The organism is Paenarthrobacter sp. YJN-D (assembly GCF_015040335.1).
GTDB classification, from domain to species: domain Bacteria; phylum Actinomycetota; class Actinomycetes; order Actinomycetales; family Micrococcaceae; genus Arthrobacter; species Arthrobacter nicotinovorans.
In genome coordinates, this window is record NZ_CP053549.1 from 429,317 (window position 1) to 448,238 (window position 18,922).

The following is an 18,922-nucleotide window of genomic DNA, read 5'->3' on the forward strand; positions in this document are numbered from 1 at the left end:
ATTATACAGGGGGTGTTGATTTCGTCCGTGGTGGGCTCTACTCAGGGAAGGTTTCTGAGCTGGGGTGCCCTCATCAGGCGCCGGTGGTGAACCGCTCCGGACGCACGAAATCCAGGCCTTCGATTGGTTGTTTGCCAAGCGCTTCATGCGCGGCGATGTGACCGTACCCTGTGGCGTTCTTAAAACCGCCTCCGGAGAACCCCGTCGCACAGTAGATCCGGCTCGATTCGCTGAGCCATCCCAACAGAGGGTTCCGGTCCTTGGTGTACAGCTCCGGAAAGGCGTCTGAGCGGACGATCGACGGAACCAGGCCCGGGATGAAGTCCGAGACTGTCTTCAAGGTCTCGGTGGTTTCGGCTTCCGAGAGTTCCCTGGGAAAACGGTCGGCGTCGGTGACCACTGTTCCCCGCCCATCCAAGGTGGCTTTGACCGTTACCCCATCGACGGCGGGCGCGCCGTACATGGCGCGGTCGTCGTACATGCGGCTAAAAACGGGGAACGTTTCCGGGGTGAAGCGGGCTGCGTCGCGGGCCACGAACCACGACAGGAACACCCGGCGCGTCTCAACATGCGACTTCAGATTCTCAGGCATGAGTCGTTTCGACCAACCGCCCGAGGCGAGAATGACGTTCTCGAAGCTCCACGAATTCCCACCTGAGGTGACAACAACGCCGTCGTCGGTTTCGGAGATGCTGTCGATAGGGGTGTTGATGTGCACCGTAGCTCCATTGGCCCGTGCTGCGCCTATGGCGGCTGTGACGGCGCGGTCCGTGCGCAGGACCCCCGCATTCGGATCGTAAACGGCGACATCGTCTGCGCGGAGGTTGTGCTGTGGATAGCGTTCGGCGAGATCTTCGCGGCTGAGGACTTCGTGGGCAGCCCCGTTGAGTCGTGCGGTTTCCAAGAGGCCGCTGATGTACGGGCCGCCGGCGGTGCCTATGGACAGTCCTCCGGTCCGTGTGAGAATGTCCTGCCCGTTTTCTGTTTCCAACTCAGCCCAAAGATCACGGGAGCGTTCGAGGATCGGGTAGAGGCTGGGGGTCCCGAGGTAGATCATGCGAAACAAGCGGGTGTCACCGCCCACGGCGCTTCTCCCGTGAGCAGGGGATTGTGCCTCGAACCCAGTGACCGGGCCGGCCATCCGGGAGGCCTGCCACAACGCCATACTGCCGATACTGCCGAGTCCAATGACTGCGAGTCTTCCATCCATGGTCAGGCCCTCCCTGAAGATTGGTTTTTTGCCGGGCTGGTATTGGCGCCGCGCCCTGTTTCAGGCCCATGCCGGCGTCTGGAACCGGTTTTCATGATGCTTCCCTTCGAGGGTTTAGCCAGAGCGTTGGCAGATGCGCTATTCATGGAGTCCGGCGAGCCTGCTGCCGAATTTGGCCAAGAGTGAAGTTTTGGTTGAATCCCGGCGCTCTTCCCATTGGTCAGCCAGTCCGAAGAGACGGTACATGCGATGAACACCCAACCAGCGGATGGGCTCCGGTTCCCACTTCCGCGCGCGGTAGCCCACCCAGGGAAGTGAAGTCCGTTCAGTCTCGCGTTCGAACGCCAGCTCGGCGAGGGTTCGCCCACCGACATAGGCTGCCGTGACGCCGTGTCCCGCATAACCCGTTGAAGAGCCGACGCCGGCCGTTGGATCCCAGTGGACACCGCCGTTCCAGTCACGGGTTACACCAAGAACACCGGACCAGGCATGGTCCACCTCGAAGGGGACATCCGGGAAGAATGTCCGGAGCTTCTCCGCAAGCAGATTTACGGTGGACTGTGCTGTTGAACCGCTTCCTCCAGTGCCGGAGCTGTAGCGGTAGGGGACTCCTCGCCCTCCCATGGTGATACGGCCGTCCGCTGTTCGCTGGGCGTAGATGAATGTGTGTGCTGAGTCGCTGAGGCACTGGAGTCCCTTCCATCCGATGTGCTGCCAGGCTTCGTCCGGGAGCGGCTTAGTCACGATCATGGAGGAATTGATCGGTATAAGGGTTCGGGTTCCAAGCAGCGGGCCCGAGTACCCTTCCGTGCAGATGAAGGTCTTGGCGGCGCTGACCCGCCCGTCCGCCAGGGTGAGGGTGTCCTGCCCGACACTGTCTACTCGACTGTCCTCGTAGATGCTGACCCCCATGGACTGCAGGGTGTCTGTCAGCCCGTGAACCAGCTTCGCAGGGTGGAACCGGGCGCAGTGTTTGTAGTAAAGCCCTCCGTGGACCGTGGAGATATTAATACGGCTTTGAAAGTCATCGCGGTCCAACATCTGGATTTCGTCTTCGGTCAGGCCGTATTTCAGGTCGGCATCGCGGCGGGCCACCAGTCGGCCCTGCCCCGCCCTGGTGTGGGCAGCCACCAGGGCACCACCCTTGTGCTGGTCCGCGTTGATGCCTTCGGCCTGGAGAATGTCCAGCACGGAATCGACGCCCGCCACAAACTCCTGCTGCAAAGCCCTGCTCGCTTCCAAGCCACCTGCTGATGCGCGGGCGAACGTTGCCCGGTTTCCCGGAGGCATTGCTGAGAGCCAGCCGCCGTTTCGACCGGAGGCGCCATAGCCGACCTGCTCTGCCTCGAATACCGCTACCTTGAGTGAGGGTTCGAGTTTCTTGGCAAAATAGGCCGCCCACAGGCCTGTGTAACCGCCACCTATGATGGCCAGGTCTACAGTGTCCTGCCCCGTGAATTGCGGGCAAGTGGGTTTATTGTCTGTGCGGCCGGCCATCCAGAAGCCGAGGTCTCCGTTGCGGGGGGTTGCTGAAAGGGCATTCATTTTGGTCCTGCTTTGTGTGTGATGTCGTGCATTGGGGGACGTGGTGGTCAGAAGGCGGTGTAACCGCCGTCGACAGGGAGAACCGCGCCGGTGACGTAAGAAGATTCCGATGACGCCATGAAGAGGATGGCGTCAGCAATCTCTTCGGGGGAAGCGAGGCGTTGTAGCGGGATCTGTGCTTCCCGCTCCCGACGATAGGCCAGGGGATCCTCCCTGCGGCGGAACGATGCTTCGATGACAGGGGTTGCCGTCAGTCCTGGAGCTACGACGTTGACCCGGATGTTTCGGGGAGCCCACTCTATCGCTGCGCCCCTGGCCAGCATGATGAGGCCCCCTTTGGCTGCGGAATACAGGACCTCGTCAGGCTTTCCGACCATACCCAGCCGTGAGCTGACCAAGACGAATGAACCTCCGGCAGCCGGCATCAAGGGCGCAAAGTGTTTCATCATCAGGAACGAGCTGAGCAGGTTGCTGTGAAGCACGTTCTTGGCGTCGTCGTAGCTCATCTCTGCCAGGGGACCGCTGACCTGCAGTCCATGGTTTAGGACAACCACGTCTACGGTGCCGAACGACTCTGCCGCTTGACGGGCCAGGCTTTCGACAAACGCTTCGTCGTTGAGGTCGCCGGGAACGTACAGGTCCTCGGGCAGGGTGCTATCGAGCTGTTCCCTCCGGCCAGTGAGGATGAGACGGGCGCCTTCGCGGCGGAAGTGCGAACTCACTCTCTCGCCGATTCCGCTGCTTGCTCCGGTTACTACAGCAGTCTTGTTTTCGAGTCTCATGGTGTCTATCTCCGTGAAGTCGGTGATTGTTGGGACGGGATATGCCTTCGGCCCGCTGGCGGCGGTTCAGCCGAGGAATCCGCGGGCATCCACTGTCCAGCGCTCCAGGAAAGCGCCAGCGCTGTCGGTGACTATCAGCTCGTCAAAATTGATGACTACCGGGCAGACGTGATTGGGGACGATCGGAAGCACAGCGCCGATGCCGGGATGGAAATCGCCTGGGGGCACGGCGAGGAAGCCGTGGTATTCGTTGAGTTTGGACAGGACTGCCTGTGTGCCGGCGACGGCGCCGTAGCCGGTTTCAGGACTGCCTTCACGGCTCAGCACTTTGGTGCCTACGTCGAGTATGACCTGATCGGATACCCAGTCGCTCACCACGGTCCCGGCAACAAAAAGCGCGATCTGTTCCTCGGTGCAGGCGCCCAGCCTACTGTTGTTGAGGTCGTTGAAAACGTACTCGCCAGGCCGGATTTCGGTAATGATGCTGTTGCTTGCAAATTCGATGGTGGGTGTCGATCCTGCACTGACCACGTCGGCTCTGATCCCTACGGCATTGAAGCTGCGCACGGCGGTGGTGAGCGCGGCCTCCTGGTCCATTGCGGCACGCTTGCGGGCGTCCGGACTCAGACTGCCGTGGCCTGGGTAGGTGAACACGCCCACCGGCACCAGGCCTCGCTTGCGGGCGGCCGACCCGAGGGAGCCTGCTGCCTCCGGAGGTGCTCCGGAACGACGGGCACCGCAGTCGACTTCGATTACGACTTCCAGCCGATCGGCCTCAGAGCCCATCGCGTCGGCAAGAGCGTCGACTGCCGCAAAGTTGTCAACGCCGACCCGCAGCCGGGTGGTGGCGGCAAGCTTTCGGATCCTCAGGCCTTTCGTCACTGAAGGCCAGATCGGGTAGGCGATGAAGATGTCGTCGAAGCCGGCCGCGGCAAACACTTCGGCCTCACCCACGTTGCCTGCGGTGATGCCCACCGCGCCGGCTTTTACCTGGCGACGGCCTATTTCCAAGCATTTGTGCGTTTTCACATGCGGTCTGACGTCGAGGTTCCGATGAGTGGCAAAGGCCTGCATGCGATCGATGTTGTCCTGCATGACATCGATCAACACGATCGGGGCCGGGGTGTCGATCCGATCCTGCAAGCTGTCCAAGGCTTGTTGAAGCCGGTTCACGGTGTTCTCCTTATTCGTCAACGGCCGTGCAGACCATTTGGATCTCGACTGGTGCGTTGAGCGGCAGCCCTGCGACGCCGATAGCGGTGCGTGCATGTCGTCCGTTCTCGCCCAGCACCTCCAGGAGCAAGTCGCTGGCCGCATTGGCCACCCGCGATTGCAGTCCGAAGTCGGGTGCACTGGCGACGAAGACCAGCATCTGGATTATCCGGACCCGGTTCAGATCTCCCACTGCTTGTTCCGCGGCGGCGAGGCAGTTCAGTGCGGCGTGTCGTGCGAGTTCCCGCGCTGCCTCCAGCTCCACGTCCCGTCCAACAATGCCTTGCCCCAGGAGGACGCCGTTCTTGAATGGCAGCTGGCCGGAAATGTGAATGCTCGAATGAACGGCCCGGTGATCCACGTAATGGGGGTTGTCGGCGAGGGTGGGAAGATCCAGGCCAAGAGCCTGGAGCCTGGTGATAGCCGGCCCGGTCTTTGTGGCGCTCATCTGTATGCGGGCTTTCTCATGTGGCTGCTGGACGCTGCAGGCCAAAGAGGACCGGCAGGTCGGCGATTTCAGTGATTCGTTCGTAGCCGAGCCAGTGCTCGTCGTGCTCAAAGCCGCGGTCGACGTAGACCTTGTTGCTGATACCCAAGGTGGCTGCGGGTCGCAGGTCGTACATCGGGCTCGCGGAAACGTGCACGATCTCGTGCGGCGTCACGCCGAGCTTGTCGAACATGTACTCGAATGCGCCGAGCCGGGGCTTGTACATGCCCATTTGTTCGGCGCTGATAACAGCTTCGAACGGTGCCTTCAGGTTTTCGGAAAGGCGAGTAGCGTGCGCAGTGTCGCTGTTGGTGATGATGACCAGCGGAACGGCCTCAGCCAGCTTGTTCAGCGCCTCGGTGACGCCCGGGTAGGGGCCCCACTCGGGGACGGTCTCGTAGACAGCGCGGGCGTCGGCGGATTTGTAATCGATGCCAACCCTGCGGGAAGCCCGTTCCATGGAGTCGGCGATGATTTGGTGGAACGGCTTGTAGTCGCCCATGCATTCGTCGATGCGGTATGCCTTGCAGGCCCGCAGGTAGTGATCAGCGATGTCGGCCGGAAGCCGGTCAGCCAGGACGTCACGGATCGCATCGTTGATGCTGAATTTGATCAATGTTCCGTTCATGTCGAACGTAACGAATTTTGGCTTGGTTGCGAATGCCATGTTTCCTCCGGTTCTAGCGATGTCGATTGTCGACGAAACACGCTTACGTCTTCGTCGATTGTCGACAATACGCTTGCTCGAGTCGGATTGTCAACAAGATTAAGGAGGTCGGGAAAGCAGCACCAGGGTGGGCCCAAAAATTACAGACCCTCACCCTTTCGTAGATTGTTGACAATTGCTAGGCTCTATTCATGTCCTCGCCCCATCCGCGGGGCGTTACCCGGAGAAGGAATTACCATGAAGAAGCGCCGCCCTGCTGCCCCAGCCCCTAACGAGTCCGAGACGGCGAGCACTGGTCACCATTGCCCGCAGGCGGGGTGGTGGTCCGTAGGTCATGAAGCTGCCCCGATGTTCATTGCCGAGGGCCAGGTGATGCCCGCCGTGGGCGGAGTTCCGGCTGTTTGGATTCTGCGCGAGGCGGCCGGCCGCGGCCGTTTCGTTGCGACATCCTTGCGCGCGGCGTTCTAGAACGTTAGCTCCTTTGGGGGTCCCTGCCCGGGCCGCCATGCGATCGACTGTTGGCATCGAGGTCGTTCCACAAGCCCGCCTGCCCCACGAGTTCGGTCAACCAGGGCCGGTGTCCCCGGTGGAACTTCATGCCATCCGGCAATCCCTGCACCCTGGGAATTGAATCGGCGATGTCGATGGTCACCCGGCCGCCCGCCATGGGCGCGTTGGTGATGTGCAGGTCGCCGTAGGAGGCAGGCAACCGGGGATCCATCCAGAAGCCGCCGCGCGACACGTGGGCGTCATATCTCATCAGGCTCGTGATCAGTTGGATGGGCGAGGTGGCTGCCCAGGCTTGGGGTGAGCAGGCGGTGGGGTAGGGGACTGGTTCGCTGTACTGCTCCCGGCTGAACCCGCAAAACAGCTCGGGAAGACGGCCCTCGGAGTAGTCGGCTGCATCAAGCAAAGCTGTGGCAATCCGTTGAGCCTCCTCCACGAACCCGTAGCGCATCAGACCTGCTGCGATGACTGCGTTATCGTGCGGCCAGACGGAACCGTTGTGGTAGCTGGCGGGGTTGTAGGCGCCCATATCGGTTGCCAGCGTCCGTACGCCCCAGCCGCTGAACATCTCCGGTGACATAAGCCGCTCAGCTACGAGGGGCGCCTTGTCCTCGTCCACCAGGCCAACCCAGAGGCAATGCCCCATATTGGATGCGCAGGCATCCACCTGCCGCTTCCTTCCGTCCAATGCGATCGCATAATAGCCACGATCCGGCATCCAGAATTCCTCATTGAACCTGGCTTTCAATTGCGAGGCACGATCGGCGAGTTCGCGCGCCAGGGGTGAGTCGCCGGCGTCGTATGCCATCCAGGCGCGGGCCATGTACGCGTCATAGACGTATGCCTGGACCTCGCACAGCGCGATAGGCGGCTCAGCGGGCCTTCCGTCCGCGAAGTTGATCCCGTCCCATGAGTCCTTCCAGCCCTGGTTGATCAGCCCGCGATCGTTGAGCCGCTCATACTCGACGAACCCATCGCCGTCCCTGTCGCCGTAGTCCCGGATCCAGTCGAGGGCGCGGTCTGCGTGGGGCAGCAGCGCGGCAATGGTGTCCTTGGCGAAACCCCAACGGCTGACCGAACCCAGAACCACCACGAACAGCGGAGTGGCATCGACACTGCCGTAATAGATTGACTTGCCACCCAAGGCCAGGCTGCTGGAGACATCCAGGCGGACCTCATGCAAAATCTTGCCCGGTTCCTCCTCGCTCACGGGGTCGACTACCGAACCCTGCCTCTCAGCCAATGTTTGCAAGGTTCCCAAGGCCAGCGAGGGATCGACCGGCATGGCCATTTCCGATGCCCACAACGAGTCCCGGCCAAACAGGGTCATGAACCACGGGGCTCCCGCCGCCACAACCACCCTCTCCGGGTGGGCTGGGTCCTCGATGCGGAGGGCTCCCAGATCGTCGTAACTCCGCCTCAAGGTCCTCTCTATTGAGTGGTTGCCCATATGCAGGACGGGAATCTTGGCCACCCATTCCTGTCGGCGTTGATCGCTTCGGGATAATTCGCCGACGGCGGGATGCACCACCGGCGCTGACGGCGCCGACCCTTCAAGTCCGGGCATCACGGTCAGCTCGGTGCTCCAAGAGCCCCTGGGCGGAATAGTGGTCCTGTAGCTAAAACCTTCACGGCTCGCTTGGGCAACATCGGAACGTACGACGACGGACTTCCGGATGTCCCGCCAGCGGGCGCGAAGGATCAGTGTGTTGGCATCGGCTTCGCAGCTTTCCTCCCACTGCGTCAGAACCCGCGCTTCCTTGACTTCGAAGACGTCGGCGAAATCCGCACCGACCGTGATTTCCATCAGGCAGTCCGCGGGTTTCATCGAATAATTCCAAACGGTCATGCGTTCCACCATTCCTACGCCCAATTCGCGGACACGTTCCACGATCAGCGGTGTGTCCGCATATCCGTCGGACATGGTGATGCGGCCGGCGAAGATGGCTCTGTACGGTTCCCTCGTTTGGGCTGTCAGGGGTTCCACGGGCTGACCGTTCACCGTCAAGCTCCAGGTGGACAGGATGCGCGTGTCCTGGAAGAACAGGCCGTGCGGATGATCCGGACCAATGTCGCCGCTGGGCAGGGAGATGCAGAAGGAAGTACCCTCCACCAGCGTGACGGTCCCCGCGCCCAGGGGGCCGGCGGCGGTATCGGCATTCCATCCAGCCATGTCTGGCTCCTTTGGCTGTTCTGCTACCTGCTCAGAGCGACGCTACTCCTGCTCGGCGTCGTGGGCCAGACCCGGGGTCGGGGCGGTTTCAGCCGGCGATGAAGGTCTCGCTTGTTCCTCGGTGAATGGGTCTCCGCCCTGGTGTGGGGCGTCCGCCCTGTGGTCACTTCCGGCAAAACATATCGTCAATTGTTGACAATTGCTAAAATGGAAATCGGCCTGCCAAAGATGGCGGGCCCATTGACGTCGGGCCCAGGCCCGGAAGGAGCAGCAATGGTCAAGGCCACTGTGATGAACGATGCATTAACCGCCAACCCCGGGGAGCACATACCCAAGGCAACCAGCAGCACACCAGGGCAGACCGAGGTCTCGTTCCGGCTGTGGGCAAGGGAGGGACACAAGACAGGCATCTGGGAGGTCACGCCAGGAGTATTCAAGAGCACTCGTCCCGGCTACGACGAAATCTGCCAGATCCTCAGTGGCAAAGGGACAATCACTGAAGAAGACGGGAGCAGCTTTGAGATTGGTCCTGGCACATTGTTCGTCACGCCGGCCGGCTGGACGGGTACGTGGACCATTCATGAGACGCTGCGGAAAATGTGGGTCGTGACTGACGTCCCGACCAATTAGAGGCAGAAAGGAAGGGCCCGGTTCGCATGCGAACCGGGCCCTTCTTAATGCGAAGCAGTTCAAAAGCCTAAGCGGTAATTTCCGTTACTTCAGGCTTGGAAGTGAGGTCCTCGACGGCCTTTTGCATGTGCCGTTTGATGGCATCCTGAAGACCACTTCGGTCACGGGCCTCGAGCAGGTCCAGGATCATCTGGTGTTCCTGCACCAGGGCATCGATGCGGGGGTAGGCCACCTCAAGGCTCAAAATGCACATGCGGGATTCCGCTGCGAGGGTTTCATAGATCCGGATCAAACGCGTATTGCCGGTTCCTGAAACGAAGGCCGTGTGGAACTGCATATCCAGCCGCGCGATAGCTTGCCAGTCAGACGCAGCGACCTGTTTGGCCATGCCTCGGATGATGCCCTTCAGTTCCCTGCAGGTATCAGTGACCTGATCCGGCTCCGAGTCCAGCAGTGTATTGGCGGCCGCCAGCTCCACCGCCTCGCGGACGGCGTAGATTTCCCGGATGTCTTCCGTAGAGAGCTCCAGAACGAAAACGCCACGATTGCGCTTGCTGACCAGAATGCCTTCCTGGCACAGCCGCTGTAGCGCTTCCCTGAGCGGGCCCCTGGACGTGCTGAGCTGGCTGGCCAGCGCTGATTCGTTGACCTGTTGTCCAGGCGTGAAAGCTCCCTGCACAATCAGCTCACGTAATTGGTCAGCAATCAGCTGCGCCGTGGGCCGGCCCTCCAACACGAACATTCCCTCCGGTGCCGCCATTGACATCCCCTCATTCCATGCTTCGGCAAGTTGAACCTATTAGACCGCTGCTGCGGTGTACTTGTATTCCAAAAACTCGTCAATCCCAATTTTGCCGCCTTCGCGACCCAATCCGGACTGCTTGACACCGCCGAATGGTGCGGCGGGATTGGACACCAGGCCAGTGTTCAGGCCAACCATTCCCACCTCCAGGTCGGCGGAGAACCGCATTGCTTTCTCCATACTCTCCGTGAACACGTACCCCACCAGGCCCCACTCGGTATCGTTGGCCAGGCGGAGGACTTCGTCTTCGCTGTCAAACGGCGTGATCGCCGCTACCGGTCCGAAGATTTCCGTTGACATCAGGGCGGCCTCCGTGGGCACGTCCATCAGTACGGTGGGGGAGTAGAAGTACCCCGGACCTTCCGGACGGCTTCCCCCGGTCAAGACCCGCGCGCCCTTGGATACGGCATCTGCAACCAGGCTTTCGACCTTATCCAGACCCTTCTGCTCAATAAGGGGTCCGACGTCGGTCCCCGCTACAGCGCCATTGCCTACCTGCAATTCTGACATTTTTTTGGCGAACTTCCCGCCAAACTCTTCCACGACGGAGCGGTGGACAAAGAAGCGGTTGGCGGCCGTGCAGGCCTCTCCCATATTCCGCATCTTGGCCTTCATGGCTCCATCGACGGCCTTCTCGATATCCGCGTCGGCCAGCACGATGAAGGGTGCGTTTCCGCCGAGCTCCATGGAGGAACGCATCACGTTGTCGGCAGCTTGCCGCAGCAGGATCTTTCCCACCTCAGTTGAACCAGTGAAGCTGATCTTGCGTGCGATCCCACTGTCCGTCCAGGTCCGGACCACGCTGGAAGCGCCCGACGTCGTCACGACGTTCAGCACGCCGTCGGGAAGTCCTGCTTCCTTGAAGATCTCAACGAGCGCCAACGACGTGAGGGGCGTCAGCTCCGCCGGTTTGAACACCATGGTGCATCCGGCAGCGATGGCAGGAGCGATTTTCCGCGCACCCATGGCAAGCGGGAAGTTCCATGGAGTCACCAGGACCGAAGGCCCTACTGGTTCTTTAGTAATGAGGATGCGGGTGTTGCCATCCACGGAGGTGGCGTTGTCGCCCCCGATCCTGACTGCTTCCTCAGAGAACCACCGGAGCATCTCGGCGCCATAGGCGACCTCGCCTTTTGCCTCCGCGAGCGGCTTTCCCATCTCGGCGGTCATGATTGCCGCTAATTGCTCCGTATTGGCGATGACGAGGTCGAACGCCCGGCGAAGGATGTCCGCCCGTTCGCGGGGAGTGGATTTGCCCCACGCTGCCTGTGCCCTTCCGGCGGCCTCAATGGCCAGGGCGGCATCGTCGGGGCCTCCGTCGGCGACGTGGGCGATGACTTCGTTCGTTGCGGGGTTCTCCACGGCAAACGTGGCGCCATTTGCGGCCGGCTGCCAGTGACCGTCGATGAAGAGATCTGTCTGCAGTGAGCTTGGATCAAGTGTGTGGGACATCGTGGCTCTTTCAGTAATCAAGGGGGACTAGGAGGTGGCCGACTTGAGCGCTTGCGAGAACCTTGACAAAGCAACTTGGATCTCGTCGCTGCTGACGTTCAACGCTGGGATGAGGCGGATGACGTTGCCGTGCGGACCGCAGGTGAGGAGCAGGAGTTCTTCCTTGATGGCTGCCTGTTGGACAGCCAGTGCAGTAGCGGCATCGGGGGTCTTGTCCGCTGCTGTGAATTCGACACCCTGCATCAGGCCCCGGCCGCGGACGTTGCCGATTCCGCTGAATCCGGCTTGGATCGCCTCCAGCCCTGCCCGTAGTTCCTCGCCGCGGAGACGAGCGTTTTCCACGAGGTTTTCGCGCTTGATGACGCCGAGAGTGGCGACACCGGCTGCTGCCGCGACGGCGTTCCCTCCGTAGGTTCCGCCCTGGGAGCCAGGCCAGGCCTTACCCATGAGTTCCTTGGAGGCGGCGATTGCCGAGATGGGGAAGCCGCTGGCGAGGCCCTTGGCGGTGATGACGACGTCGGGCGTTATGCCCGCCCAGTCGTGTCCCCAGAACTTGCCGGTGCGGCCGACTCCGGCCTGGACTTCATCAAGGATCAGCACGATGCCGTGCTTGTCCGCGCGCTCGCGCAGCCCTTGGAGGAAGGCAATAGGGGTGGGAATGTAGCCGCCGTCGCCGAGGACGGGTTCGATGATGAAGCCGGCCGTGTCGCTCGGGGCGCTGATGGTCAGCAGGAGGTGGTCCAGTTCCTTCAGTGCGAATTCGACGGCGGTGGCTTCGTCCCAGCCGTACCGGTACCAATGCGGGAACGGGGCTACGTGGACGCCGCCCATGATGGGCGAGAATCCTGAGCGGAACTTTGTTCCCGCAGTGGTCAGGGAGGCCGCGGCGACGGTCCGGCCGTGGAAACCACCCTGGAAGGAGATGATGTTTGGCCTGCCGGTGGCCATGCGGGCCAACCGGATGGAGGCTTCCACTGCTTCCGAGCCCGACGTTGCGTAAAAGACGCTGTCCAGACCCTGCGGCAATACGGTGCCGAGGAGCTCGGTGAGTTCCAACAGGGGCTTGTGCATGACGGTGGTGTATTGCGCGTGGACAATCCTGCCCACCTGTTCGCGGGCGGCGGCCACAACATCGGGATGGCAGTGACCGGTGCTGGTGACGCCGATCCCGGTGGTGAAATCGAGGTATTTTTTCCCGTCGGTCGCGTGGATCCAGCTACCTGCGGCGTGATCGACAACCACGGGGGTCGCCTGCTTCAGGATCGGGCTAAGTGTTGCCATGGCTTCATACTTTCTTAGGAACTGTAGATTGTCAACAATACGCGATCCGAACGAATGTCCTGATCGGCGCGATACTCACTGGGTCTGCTGAAACCTCTGGGGGCGCAGGAAGTCCAGATCTTCGAACCAGCGCTTACCGAGTGCTTCGCTGGCCGCGATTTCTCCGTAGCCGGAGGCCATCTTGAAGCCGGCTCCCGAATATCCAGTGGCCGAGTAGATCCTGCTGGACCCGCCGAGGAAACCCATCAGCGGGTGGGAATCGGAGGTGAAGAGGTCCGGGTACGCATCCGAACGCACGATGCTTGGGATCAAACCCGGGAAGAATTCCGAAACCGTCTCCGTGGTTTCCTTGATCTCTGCTGTGCTGAGGTCGCGGGGCACGGAATCGGCAGCGGGTGTGGGTGCCCCGCGACCGTCCAGAGTGGCTTTGACGGTGACACCATCCACTGCGGGAGCGCCGTACATGGAACGATCACCCGAAATCCTGATGAAGACGGGGAATTTCTCCGGGGCGAACTGCTCCGCGTCCCGGGCGACGAACCACGAGAGGAAGATCCGCCTGGTTTCCGTATGGCGTTTGAGATATTCCGGCATGAGCTGCTTGGACCAGGCGCCCGAGGCGACGATGACCCGTTCGAAAGTCCAGGAGTTTGCACCGGAAGTGACAACGACGCCGTCGTCGGTGTCAGTGATGCTCTCGATAGGAGTGTTGGTGTTGACGGATGCGCCGTTGGCTTCCGCTGCTGTGATGGCCGCGGTGATGGCGCGGTCGGTTCGCAGGGCGCCTGCGTTGGGGTCATGGATGGCGATGTCGTCGGCGCGGAGGTTGTGCTGGGGGTAGCGTGCAGCCATGTCCTCACGGGTGAGGACGTGGTGGGCAGCGCCCGTTTCTCGTGTCGTCTCGAGCAGGCTGCGGAGGTATGGTCCGTCGTTGGTGCCGATGGAGAGACCACCACAGCGGGTGAGGATGCTCTGCCCGGTCTCCGCTTCAAGTTCTGCCCATAGTTCGCGGGAACGAGCCAGGATGGGATAGTAGGCAGGGTTGCCGCGGTAGATCATGCGGAAGAGTCGGGTGTCTCCGCCGGCTGCACTGCGCGCGTGGGCAGGGGCTTGCGCTTCGAAACCCACTACAGAATCGGACAACCGCGAGGCCTGCCACAGGGCCATGCTTCCGATGCTGCCCAGGCCGATGACTGCAAGTTTTCCATCCATGGTTTAGAGCACCTGCTTCAGGAAGGTTTGGGTACGGGGTTCTTTTGGATCGGTAAGTATCTCGCGTGCGTCGCCGCGTTCTACGACGAAACCTTCGTCCATGAAAAGCAGGGTGTTTGCTACTTCGCGGGCGAAGCCCATTTCGTGGGTGACAACGACCATGGTCATGCCCTTCTTGGCGAGGTCCTGCATGACACTGAGGACTTCCCCGACCTTTTCGGGGTCCAGGGCGCTGGTGGGTTCGTCGAAGAGGATGATTTCGGGATCCATCGCCAGTGAGCGGGCGATGGCCACGCGTTGCTGCTGGCCGCCGGAGAGTTCCGCAGGGTAGCGGTCGCCGAAGGCTCCAAGGCCGACGCTGGTGAGCAGCTCCTGGGCGCGTTTGGCGGATTGCTTCTTGTCGGCACCTTTGACCAGGACCGGTCCGGACATGACATTCTGGCGGGCTGTCATGTTGGGGAAGAGGTTGAATTGTTGGAACACCATGCCGACACGGGTGCGCTGTTCGGCCAGTTTCCTGGGTGGCAGAGCGTGGTAGGCGTTCTCGGTTTCGTAGTACCCAAAGTCGTCGCCGTTGACTTTGAGCACTCCGGAGTCGACGGTCTCGAGGCCGTTGATGCAGCGCAGGAGGGTGGACTTGCCGGAGCCGCTGGGGCCGATGATGCAGCAGATTTCACCGCTGGCGATGTCGAGGTCGATATCGTGAAGGACCGTTTTGGGTCCGAAGGATTTGCGGATTCGGCGGGCGTGGATGGTGCCGTCAGCGTTCATCGTGCGATGCCTTCCGGTGCGGTGAGTGTCACCTTGCGGGCCTTGCGGGGGACCCGTACGGAGGTGTGGGAGTATTTCTGCTCGAGCTTGGATTGGGGGTAGCTCAGCAGCAGGGTCATGACGAGGTACCAGAGGCTCGCGACGATCAGCAGCGGGATGGTTTCGTAGGTGCGGGCGTAGATGAGCTGGGCGCTCTGGAGGAGTTCGGCCACACCCAGGACGGAGACCAGGGAGGTTTCCTTGAACATTCCGATGACCTGGTTGCCTGTAGCGGGGATGATGGAGGGCATTGCTTGGGGAATGATGACCTTACGCATTTTCATGGATGCGCTCATGCCCAGGGAGTCGGCCGCTTCAATTTGTCCTTTGCCCACCGAAGAGAATCCGCCGCGGATAATCTCCGCCATGTAGGCCGCTTCGTTCAAGGTCAGGCCGATCAGGGCTGCGGTGATCGGGCCCATGAGGGCGTTGGTATCGATCGCAGTGCCGATGTTGGTGAACGGGATACCGATGGTCAGGTTCGGGTAGAGGGCTGCGATGTTGAACCAGAAAATCAGTTGGACCAGGACAGGGGTGCCGCGGAACAAGGTAATGAAGAGACCTGCCGTGGCCGCGATCGGCTTGATTTTCGAGGACCTCATGATGGCGATGACCAGGCCCAGGAGGGTACCCAGCACCATGCTGGCCACGGTGAGGAAGATGGTGAGCATCAGCCCGCGAAGGATCGCCTCGTGGGTGAAGTACTTCGCCACGACGTCCCATTTGAAATTCGGGTTCGTCGCTACGGAGGCCAGGATGCCCAGGCCAAGCACAATGCAGAGGACCCATGCGACGTATTCAAAGGTGCTCCTGCGACGGATTCGAGGTTTGAGTGTCGCGTCCATCCCGTTCATTGCCGGTTTGCTTCTCTCAATAGTTGCTTGTCTCATCGGTGACCCGCTAGTTCAACTTGGCGTCAGTGATGGCGCCGGATTCAAGTCCCCAGGTCTCCAGTGATTTCTTGTACTCAGGGCTGTTCAGGACTGACTGGATGGCTGCCTGAAGGGCGGGGGTCAGGGGCGAGCCCTTCTTGACGCCGATGGCGGTAAGGTCGCTCGAGCCGACGTTAACCTGCGGGGTCAGGAGAGTGAAGGCGTTGGGCTGCTGCTTTCCGGCCCATGCGAGGGATGTGGTGTCGTAGAAGATGCCATCGATGCGCTTGGATGCCAGCTGGGTCAAGGCTTCCTGGACATTGGGCAGCGTGACTGCATTGATCGCCGGCTGTCCCTTGGACGTGCAGGTCTGCTCGTTCAGGGCCGGGAGGCGCTTGAGCTGGCCGGTCGAACCCTGCGTGACGGCAATGTTCTTACCGCAAAGGGTCTCGTTGGTGAGCTTCAGGGGATTTCCCGCGCTTACGGCTACTGAGTTTCCGGCCTTGAAATAGTCGATCATGTCCAGGACCTTAAGGCGCTCATCCGTTTTGGACATGGTCGTGGCGGTGAAGTCGTAGCGTCCGCCATCCAAGCCGGGAACGATGGTGTCGAACTTCGTGTCCTGGAACTTCAGTTTCAAGCCGAGCTTCTTGGCTACCAAGCGGGCGATGTCCGGGTTCAGGCCGATCGCAGTGGAGTTGTCTTCGGCGAGGAAGGTTGTCGGCGGGTAATGAAGGTCCATTGCCACCGTCAGTTCGCCCTTCTCCTTATAGGATGCGGGCAAGAGGCTCACGGCCTTTTCGTCAGGCTGGACGCCCTCGGAAATGTCGGTGGTGTTGGCTGTCTTGCTGCTGTCTGCAGAGTCGCTGTTGGCGGTGCCGCCACATGCGCTCAGCGCCAGCAGAACGGCGAGTCCGGCAGCGGCCGTCTGAGCTTTCGTGCGAATCTTCATAGTGCTTCCCTTCGAGGGGTCGGGCGGTGGGGGAGGGGGAGTCTTTAAGTTGAAATGTGATCCGGATCTCTCCGTCATCTACAGCAATGCAACCCTCTCAAAAGTAGATTGTCAACAATTTACAGAAAGTTTTTCCTGAAATCTGCCCGATGAGAACCGTTCTGATTTGCCGTGAGAAACTGTTGACAATTGACAATTTAACGCCCTAGAGTCGAGTCATCGGTCGAGCAGCCCGCACCCCGCCCGCCCTGCAATTGCGGCGGAATCCAGCCTCGCCCGACACCTTCACCAGCGGCCCGCCCGCTTCAATCTCCCGACAAGAAACGGAATCGACATGGCAGAGAGCAACTTCCGGCCGAAGTACATCTCCTTTGATATCTACGGCACGCTGATCAACTTCGACATCGATCCCACTACCCGGCGCTTGCTCGACGGACGTATCTCTGAAGAGCAGTGGCCAACGTTCAAGAAGCAGTTCCGCGGATACAGGTTTGACGAGGTCCTGGGGGACTTCAAGCCCTATGAGCAGATCCTTCAGGATTCTTTTGATCGCGTGTGCAAGCGTTGGGGCATTGGGCCCACCGAAGGAGCAGGCGCAGCGTTTGCCGAGGCGGTCCGCGGCTGGGGTGCCCACGACGACGTGCCGGCCCCACTCAAACTCATGGGCGACAACTTCCAGCTCGTGGCCCTGTCAAACGCCGACGACAGCTTCCTGGACATCAGCATTCCCAGGCTCGGCGCAAACTTCCACTCCGTCCTTACCGCCGAGCAAGCCCAGGCGTATAAGCCGCGCTACCAGGCCTTCGAATACATGCTGGACACCCTGAATGCCAAGCCGGAGGACTTCCTGCACATCTCCTCCCACACCCGTTACGACATGCATCCCATGCACGACATGGGTTTCCGGAACCTCTGGATGCTGGACCGCGGCTACGACCCCATCGGTGATGGCTACGACCTCCGCACGGCCAAGTCCCTGGATGAGATCAACACATACCTCGGTCTCTGAACCGACGTCGAGGCGAAAGGCCAAACCGTGAAACTTGTTCCCTACTGGCTAGATACTGCAGAGCCCTCCGGCGACTACCGCCGCACTCCGGTCCCCGAGAACGTTGATGTTGCGATTATCGGCGCCGGCTTTACCGGACTGTCCGCTGCCCTTGAATTCGCCAAGCAAGGCGCCAGTGTTGCTGTGTTCGAACGCCACACTGTCGGCTGGGGCGCATCGGGCCGCAACGGGGGCATGGCAACCACTGGTTTGGCCATTGGCTTTAGTACGGCCGTAAAGCGATACGGGGCGCCGCGCGCGGTAGAGATGTTCCGCGAATACAACGACGCCATCGAAACCATCGAGAAGCTGGTACACGACAACGGCATCGATTGTGATTTTCAGCGATTCGGCAAGCTCTCGCTTGCGTTCCATAAGTCGCACTACGACGGATTCCTGAAGTCCCAGGAACTGCTCGCCAACCTTGTTGACCACCACGTGAACGTCATCCCGAAGTCGGAAATCCACAGCGAAATTGGAACGGACTTTTACCAGGGCGCCATGATGGATCCCCTGGGTGCGGGCCTGCATGTGGGGAAGTTCGTTCAAGGGCTGGCCAAGGTGGCCGCTGACAACGGAGCATCGATCTGCGAAAACGCGGGTGTTACCGAGCTGAAGAAGGTTGCGGGGACAGTCCACGATGTCCACACCACCCGGGGGATCACCAGGGCCAAGCAGGTGCTGGTTGCCACCAGCGGCTACACAGGCAATGTCACTCCGTGGCTTCAGCGCCGAGTCATCCCGGTGGGCAGCTTCATCATCGTCACCGAGCCTTTGCCCGAAGACGTGGTCAACCGGATTCTTCCGAACAGGCGCCAGGCGTCCGACAGCAAGATGCTGACCTACTACTTCCGGATCACTCCAGACAACAGGTTGCTGTTCGGTGGCCGGGCACGCTTTGCACTCTCCAGCCCGGACTCCGATGTCAAGAGTGCCGGGATTCTGCATAAGGCCATGACGGAACTCTTTCCGTACCTGGCGAACGTGGAGGTGGACTACATCTGGGGCGGCCTGGTTGACCTCTCCATGGACCAGATGGTCCACGCAGGCGTTCACGACGGTCTCTTCTACTCGCTCTGCTACAGCGGCCACGGCGTGCAGATGGCAGCCCACATGGGCAAGCGGATGGCCCACTACATGGCCGGGGACAAGCAAGCGAACGTCTGGGAAGACCTGAAGAACCCGCCAGTGCCCGGCCACTTCGGGCCGCCATGGTTCCTGCCCTTCATCGGGGCAGCGGCAAAAGTCATCGACCGGATCAAGTAGGCAGGACAAAGGTA

The 18,922-nt window shown here is 61.0% G+C and carries 18 protein-coding genes; 4 read left to right on the forward strand and 14 right to left on the reverse strand.

Annotation, left to right across the window (positions count from 1 at the left end; all coding sequences use genetic code 11):
- Positions 1-73 precede the first annotated feature (73 nt).
- The 6 genes from HMI60_RS02010 to HMI60_RS02035 all read right to left on the reverse strand — a co-directional run bounded on the left by HMI60_RS02010 (position 74) and on the right by HMI60_RS02035 (position 5,903).
- Positions 74-1,210, reverse strand: a complete 1,137-nt coding sequence (locus HMI60_RS02010) for an FAD-dependent oxidoreductase (protein ID WP_193590448.1) — start codon at positions 1,208-1,210, stop codon at positions 74-76.
- Between the two features lie 138 nt (positions 1,211-1,348).
- Positions 1,349-2,755: an FAD-binding oxidoreductase gene (locus HMI60_RS02015; RefSeq protein WP_227453637.1), complete on the reverse strand. Its 1,407-nt coding sequence runs from the start codon at positions 2,753-2,755 to the stop codon at positions 1,349-1,351.
- Between the two features lie 47 nt (positions 2,756-2,802).
- Positions 2,803-3,537 carry an SDR family NAD(P)-dependent oxidoreductase gene (locus HMI60_RS02020; protein WP_193590449.1) on the reverse strand — a complete coding sequence of 245 codons (735 nt, stop codon included), beginning with the start codon at positions 3,535-3,537 and terminating at the stop codon, positions 2,803-2,805.
- Between the two features lie 66 nt (positions 3,538-3,603).
- The gene (locus tag HMI60_RS02025) at positions 3,604-4,710 is read right to left on the reverse strand and encodes an alanine racemase (RefSeq protein WP_193590450.1); all 1,107 of its coding nucleotides are present in this window, start codon (positions 4,708-4,710) and stop codon (positions 3,604-3,606) included.
- Between the two features lie 10 nt (positions 4,711-4,720).
- A complete protein-coding gene (locus tag HMI60_RS02030; RefSeq protein WP_193590451.1) occupies positions 4,721-5,197 on the reverse strand; it encodes a RidA family protein in 477 nt (158 codons plus the stop codon).
- A 16-nt stretch (positions 5,198-5,213) separates the two neighbouring features.
- Complete coding sequence (locus HMI60_RS02035; RefSeq protein ID WP_193590452.1) at positions 5,214-5,903, reverse strand: haloacid dehalogenase type II; 690 nt, start codon at positions 5,901-5,903, stop codon at positions 5,214-5,216.
- 237 nt (positions 5,904-6,140) lie between these two features.
- Between HMI60_RS02035 and HMI60_RS02040 the strand changes: the two genes are divergently transcribed.
- Positions 6,141-6,371: a hypothetical protein gene (locus tag HMI60_RS02040; RefSeq protein WP_144401263.1), complete on the forward strand. Its 231-nt coding sequence runs from the start codon at positions 6,141-6,143 to the stop codon at positions 6,369-6,371.
- A 4-nt stretch (positions 6,372-6,375) separates the two neighbouring features.
- On the opposite strand, the gene HMI60_RS02045 is transcribed toward HMI60_RS02040, so the two are convergent.
- Positions 6,376-8,583, reverse strand: a complete 2,208-nt coding sequence (locus HMI60_RS02045; protein ID WP_193590453.1) for an amylo-alpha-1,6-glucosidase — start codon at positions 8,581-8,583, stop codon at positions 6,376-6,378.
- A 273-nt stretch (positions 8,584-8,856) separates the two neighbouring features.
- On the opposite strand from HMI60_RS02045, the gene HMI60_RS02050 reads away from it, so the two are divergent.
- Complete coding sequence (locus HMI60_RS02050; RefSeq protein WP_110504176.1) at positions 8,857-9,213, forward strand: cupin domain-containing protein; 357 nt, start codon at positions 8,857-8,859, stop codon at positions 9,211-9,213.
- Positions 9,214-9,280: 67 nt separating this feature from the next.
- Here HMI60_RS02050 and HMI60_RS02055 read toward each other — a convergent pair whose 3' ends face one another.
- The 7 genes from HMI60_RS02055 to HMI60_RS02085 form a co-directional block, all read right to left on the reverse strand.
- Complete coding sequence (locus HMI60_RS02055) at positions 9,281-9,973, reverse strand: GntR family transcriptional regulator (RefSeq protein ID WP_181423272.1); 693 nt, start codon at positions 9,971-9,973, stop codon at positions 9,281-9,283.
- A gap of 39 nt (positions 9,974-10,012) precedes the next feature.
- Positions 10,013-11,467, reverse strand: a complete 1,455-nt coding sequence (locus HMI60_RS02060; protein WP_193590454.1) for an NAD-dependent succinate-semialdehyde dehydrogenase — start codon at positions 11,465-11,467, stop codon at positions 10,013-10,015.
- Between the two features lie 27 nt (positions 11,468-11,494).
- Positions 11,495-12,748: an aspartate aminotransferase family protein gene (locus HMI60_RS02065; RefSeq protein ID WP_193590455.1), complete on the reverse strand. Its 1,254-nt coding sequence runs from the start codon at positions 12,746-12,748 to the stop codon at positions 11,495-11,497.
- Positions 12,749-12,823: 75 nt separating this feature from the next.
- Positions 12,824-13,960 (reverse strand): N-methyl-L-tryptophan oxidase, encoded by a 1,137-nt coding sequence (gene solA, locus HMI60_RS02070; RefSeq protein ID WP_193590456.1) that lies wholly within the window; start codon positions 13,958-13,960, stop codon positions 12,824-12,826.
- Positions 13,961-13,963: 3 nt separating this feature from the next.
- Positions 13,964-14,731 carry an amino acid ABC transporter ATP-binding protein gene (locus tag HMI60_RS02075; RefSeq protein WP_193590457.1) on the reverse strand — a complete coding sequence of 256 codons (768 nt, stop codon included), beginning with the start codon at positions 14,729-14,731 and terminating at the stop codon, positions 13,964-13,966.
- Positions 14,728-15,624, reverse strand: coding sequence for an amino acid ABC transporter permease (locus HMI60_RS02080; RefSeq protein ID WP_026267280.1), 897 nt, complete (start codon positions 15,622-15,624; stop codon positions 14,728-14,730). The genes HMI60_RS02075 and HMI60_RS02080 overlap by 4 nt, the downstream gene beginning before the upstream one ends.
- Positions 15,625-15,670: 46 nt before the next feature.
- On the reverse strand, positions 15,671-16,594 hold the full coding sequence (locus tag HMI60_RS02085) for an ABC transporter substrate-binding protein (protein WP_018778561.1): 924 nt from the start codon (positions 16,592-16,594) through the stop codon (positions 15,671-15,673).
- A 334-nt stretch (positions 16,595-16,928) separates the two neighbouring features.
- Here HMI60_RS02085 and HMI60_RS02090 point away from each other — a divergent pair, with 334 nt between their 5' ends.
- Together HMI60_RS02090 and HMI60_RS02095 are read left to right on the forward strand one after the other, a co-directional pair.
- Positions 16,929-17,603: a haloacid dehalogenase type II gene (locus HMI60_RS02090; RefSeq protein ID WP_018778560.1), complete on the forward strand. Its 675-nt coding sequence runs from the start codon at positions 16,929-16,931 to the stop codon at positions 17,601-17,603.
- A 27-nt stretch (positions 17,604-17,630) separates the two neighbouring features.
- Positions 17,631-18,908, forward strand: a complete 1,278-nt coding sequence (locus HMI60_RS02095; protein WP_193590458.1) for an FAD-binding oxidoreductase — start codon at positions 17,631-17,633, stop codon at positions 18,906-18,908.
- The last annotated feature ends 14 nt before the right edge of the window (positions 18,909-18,922 follow it).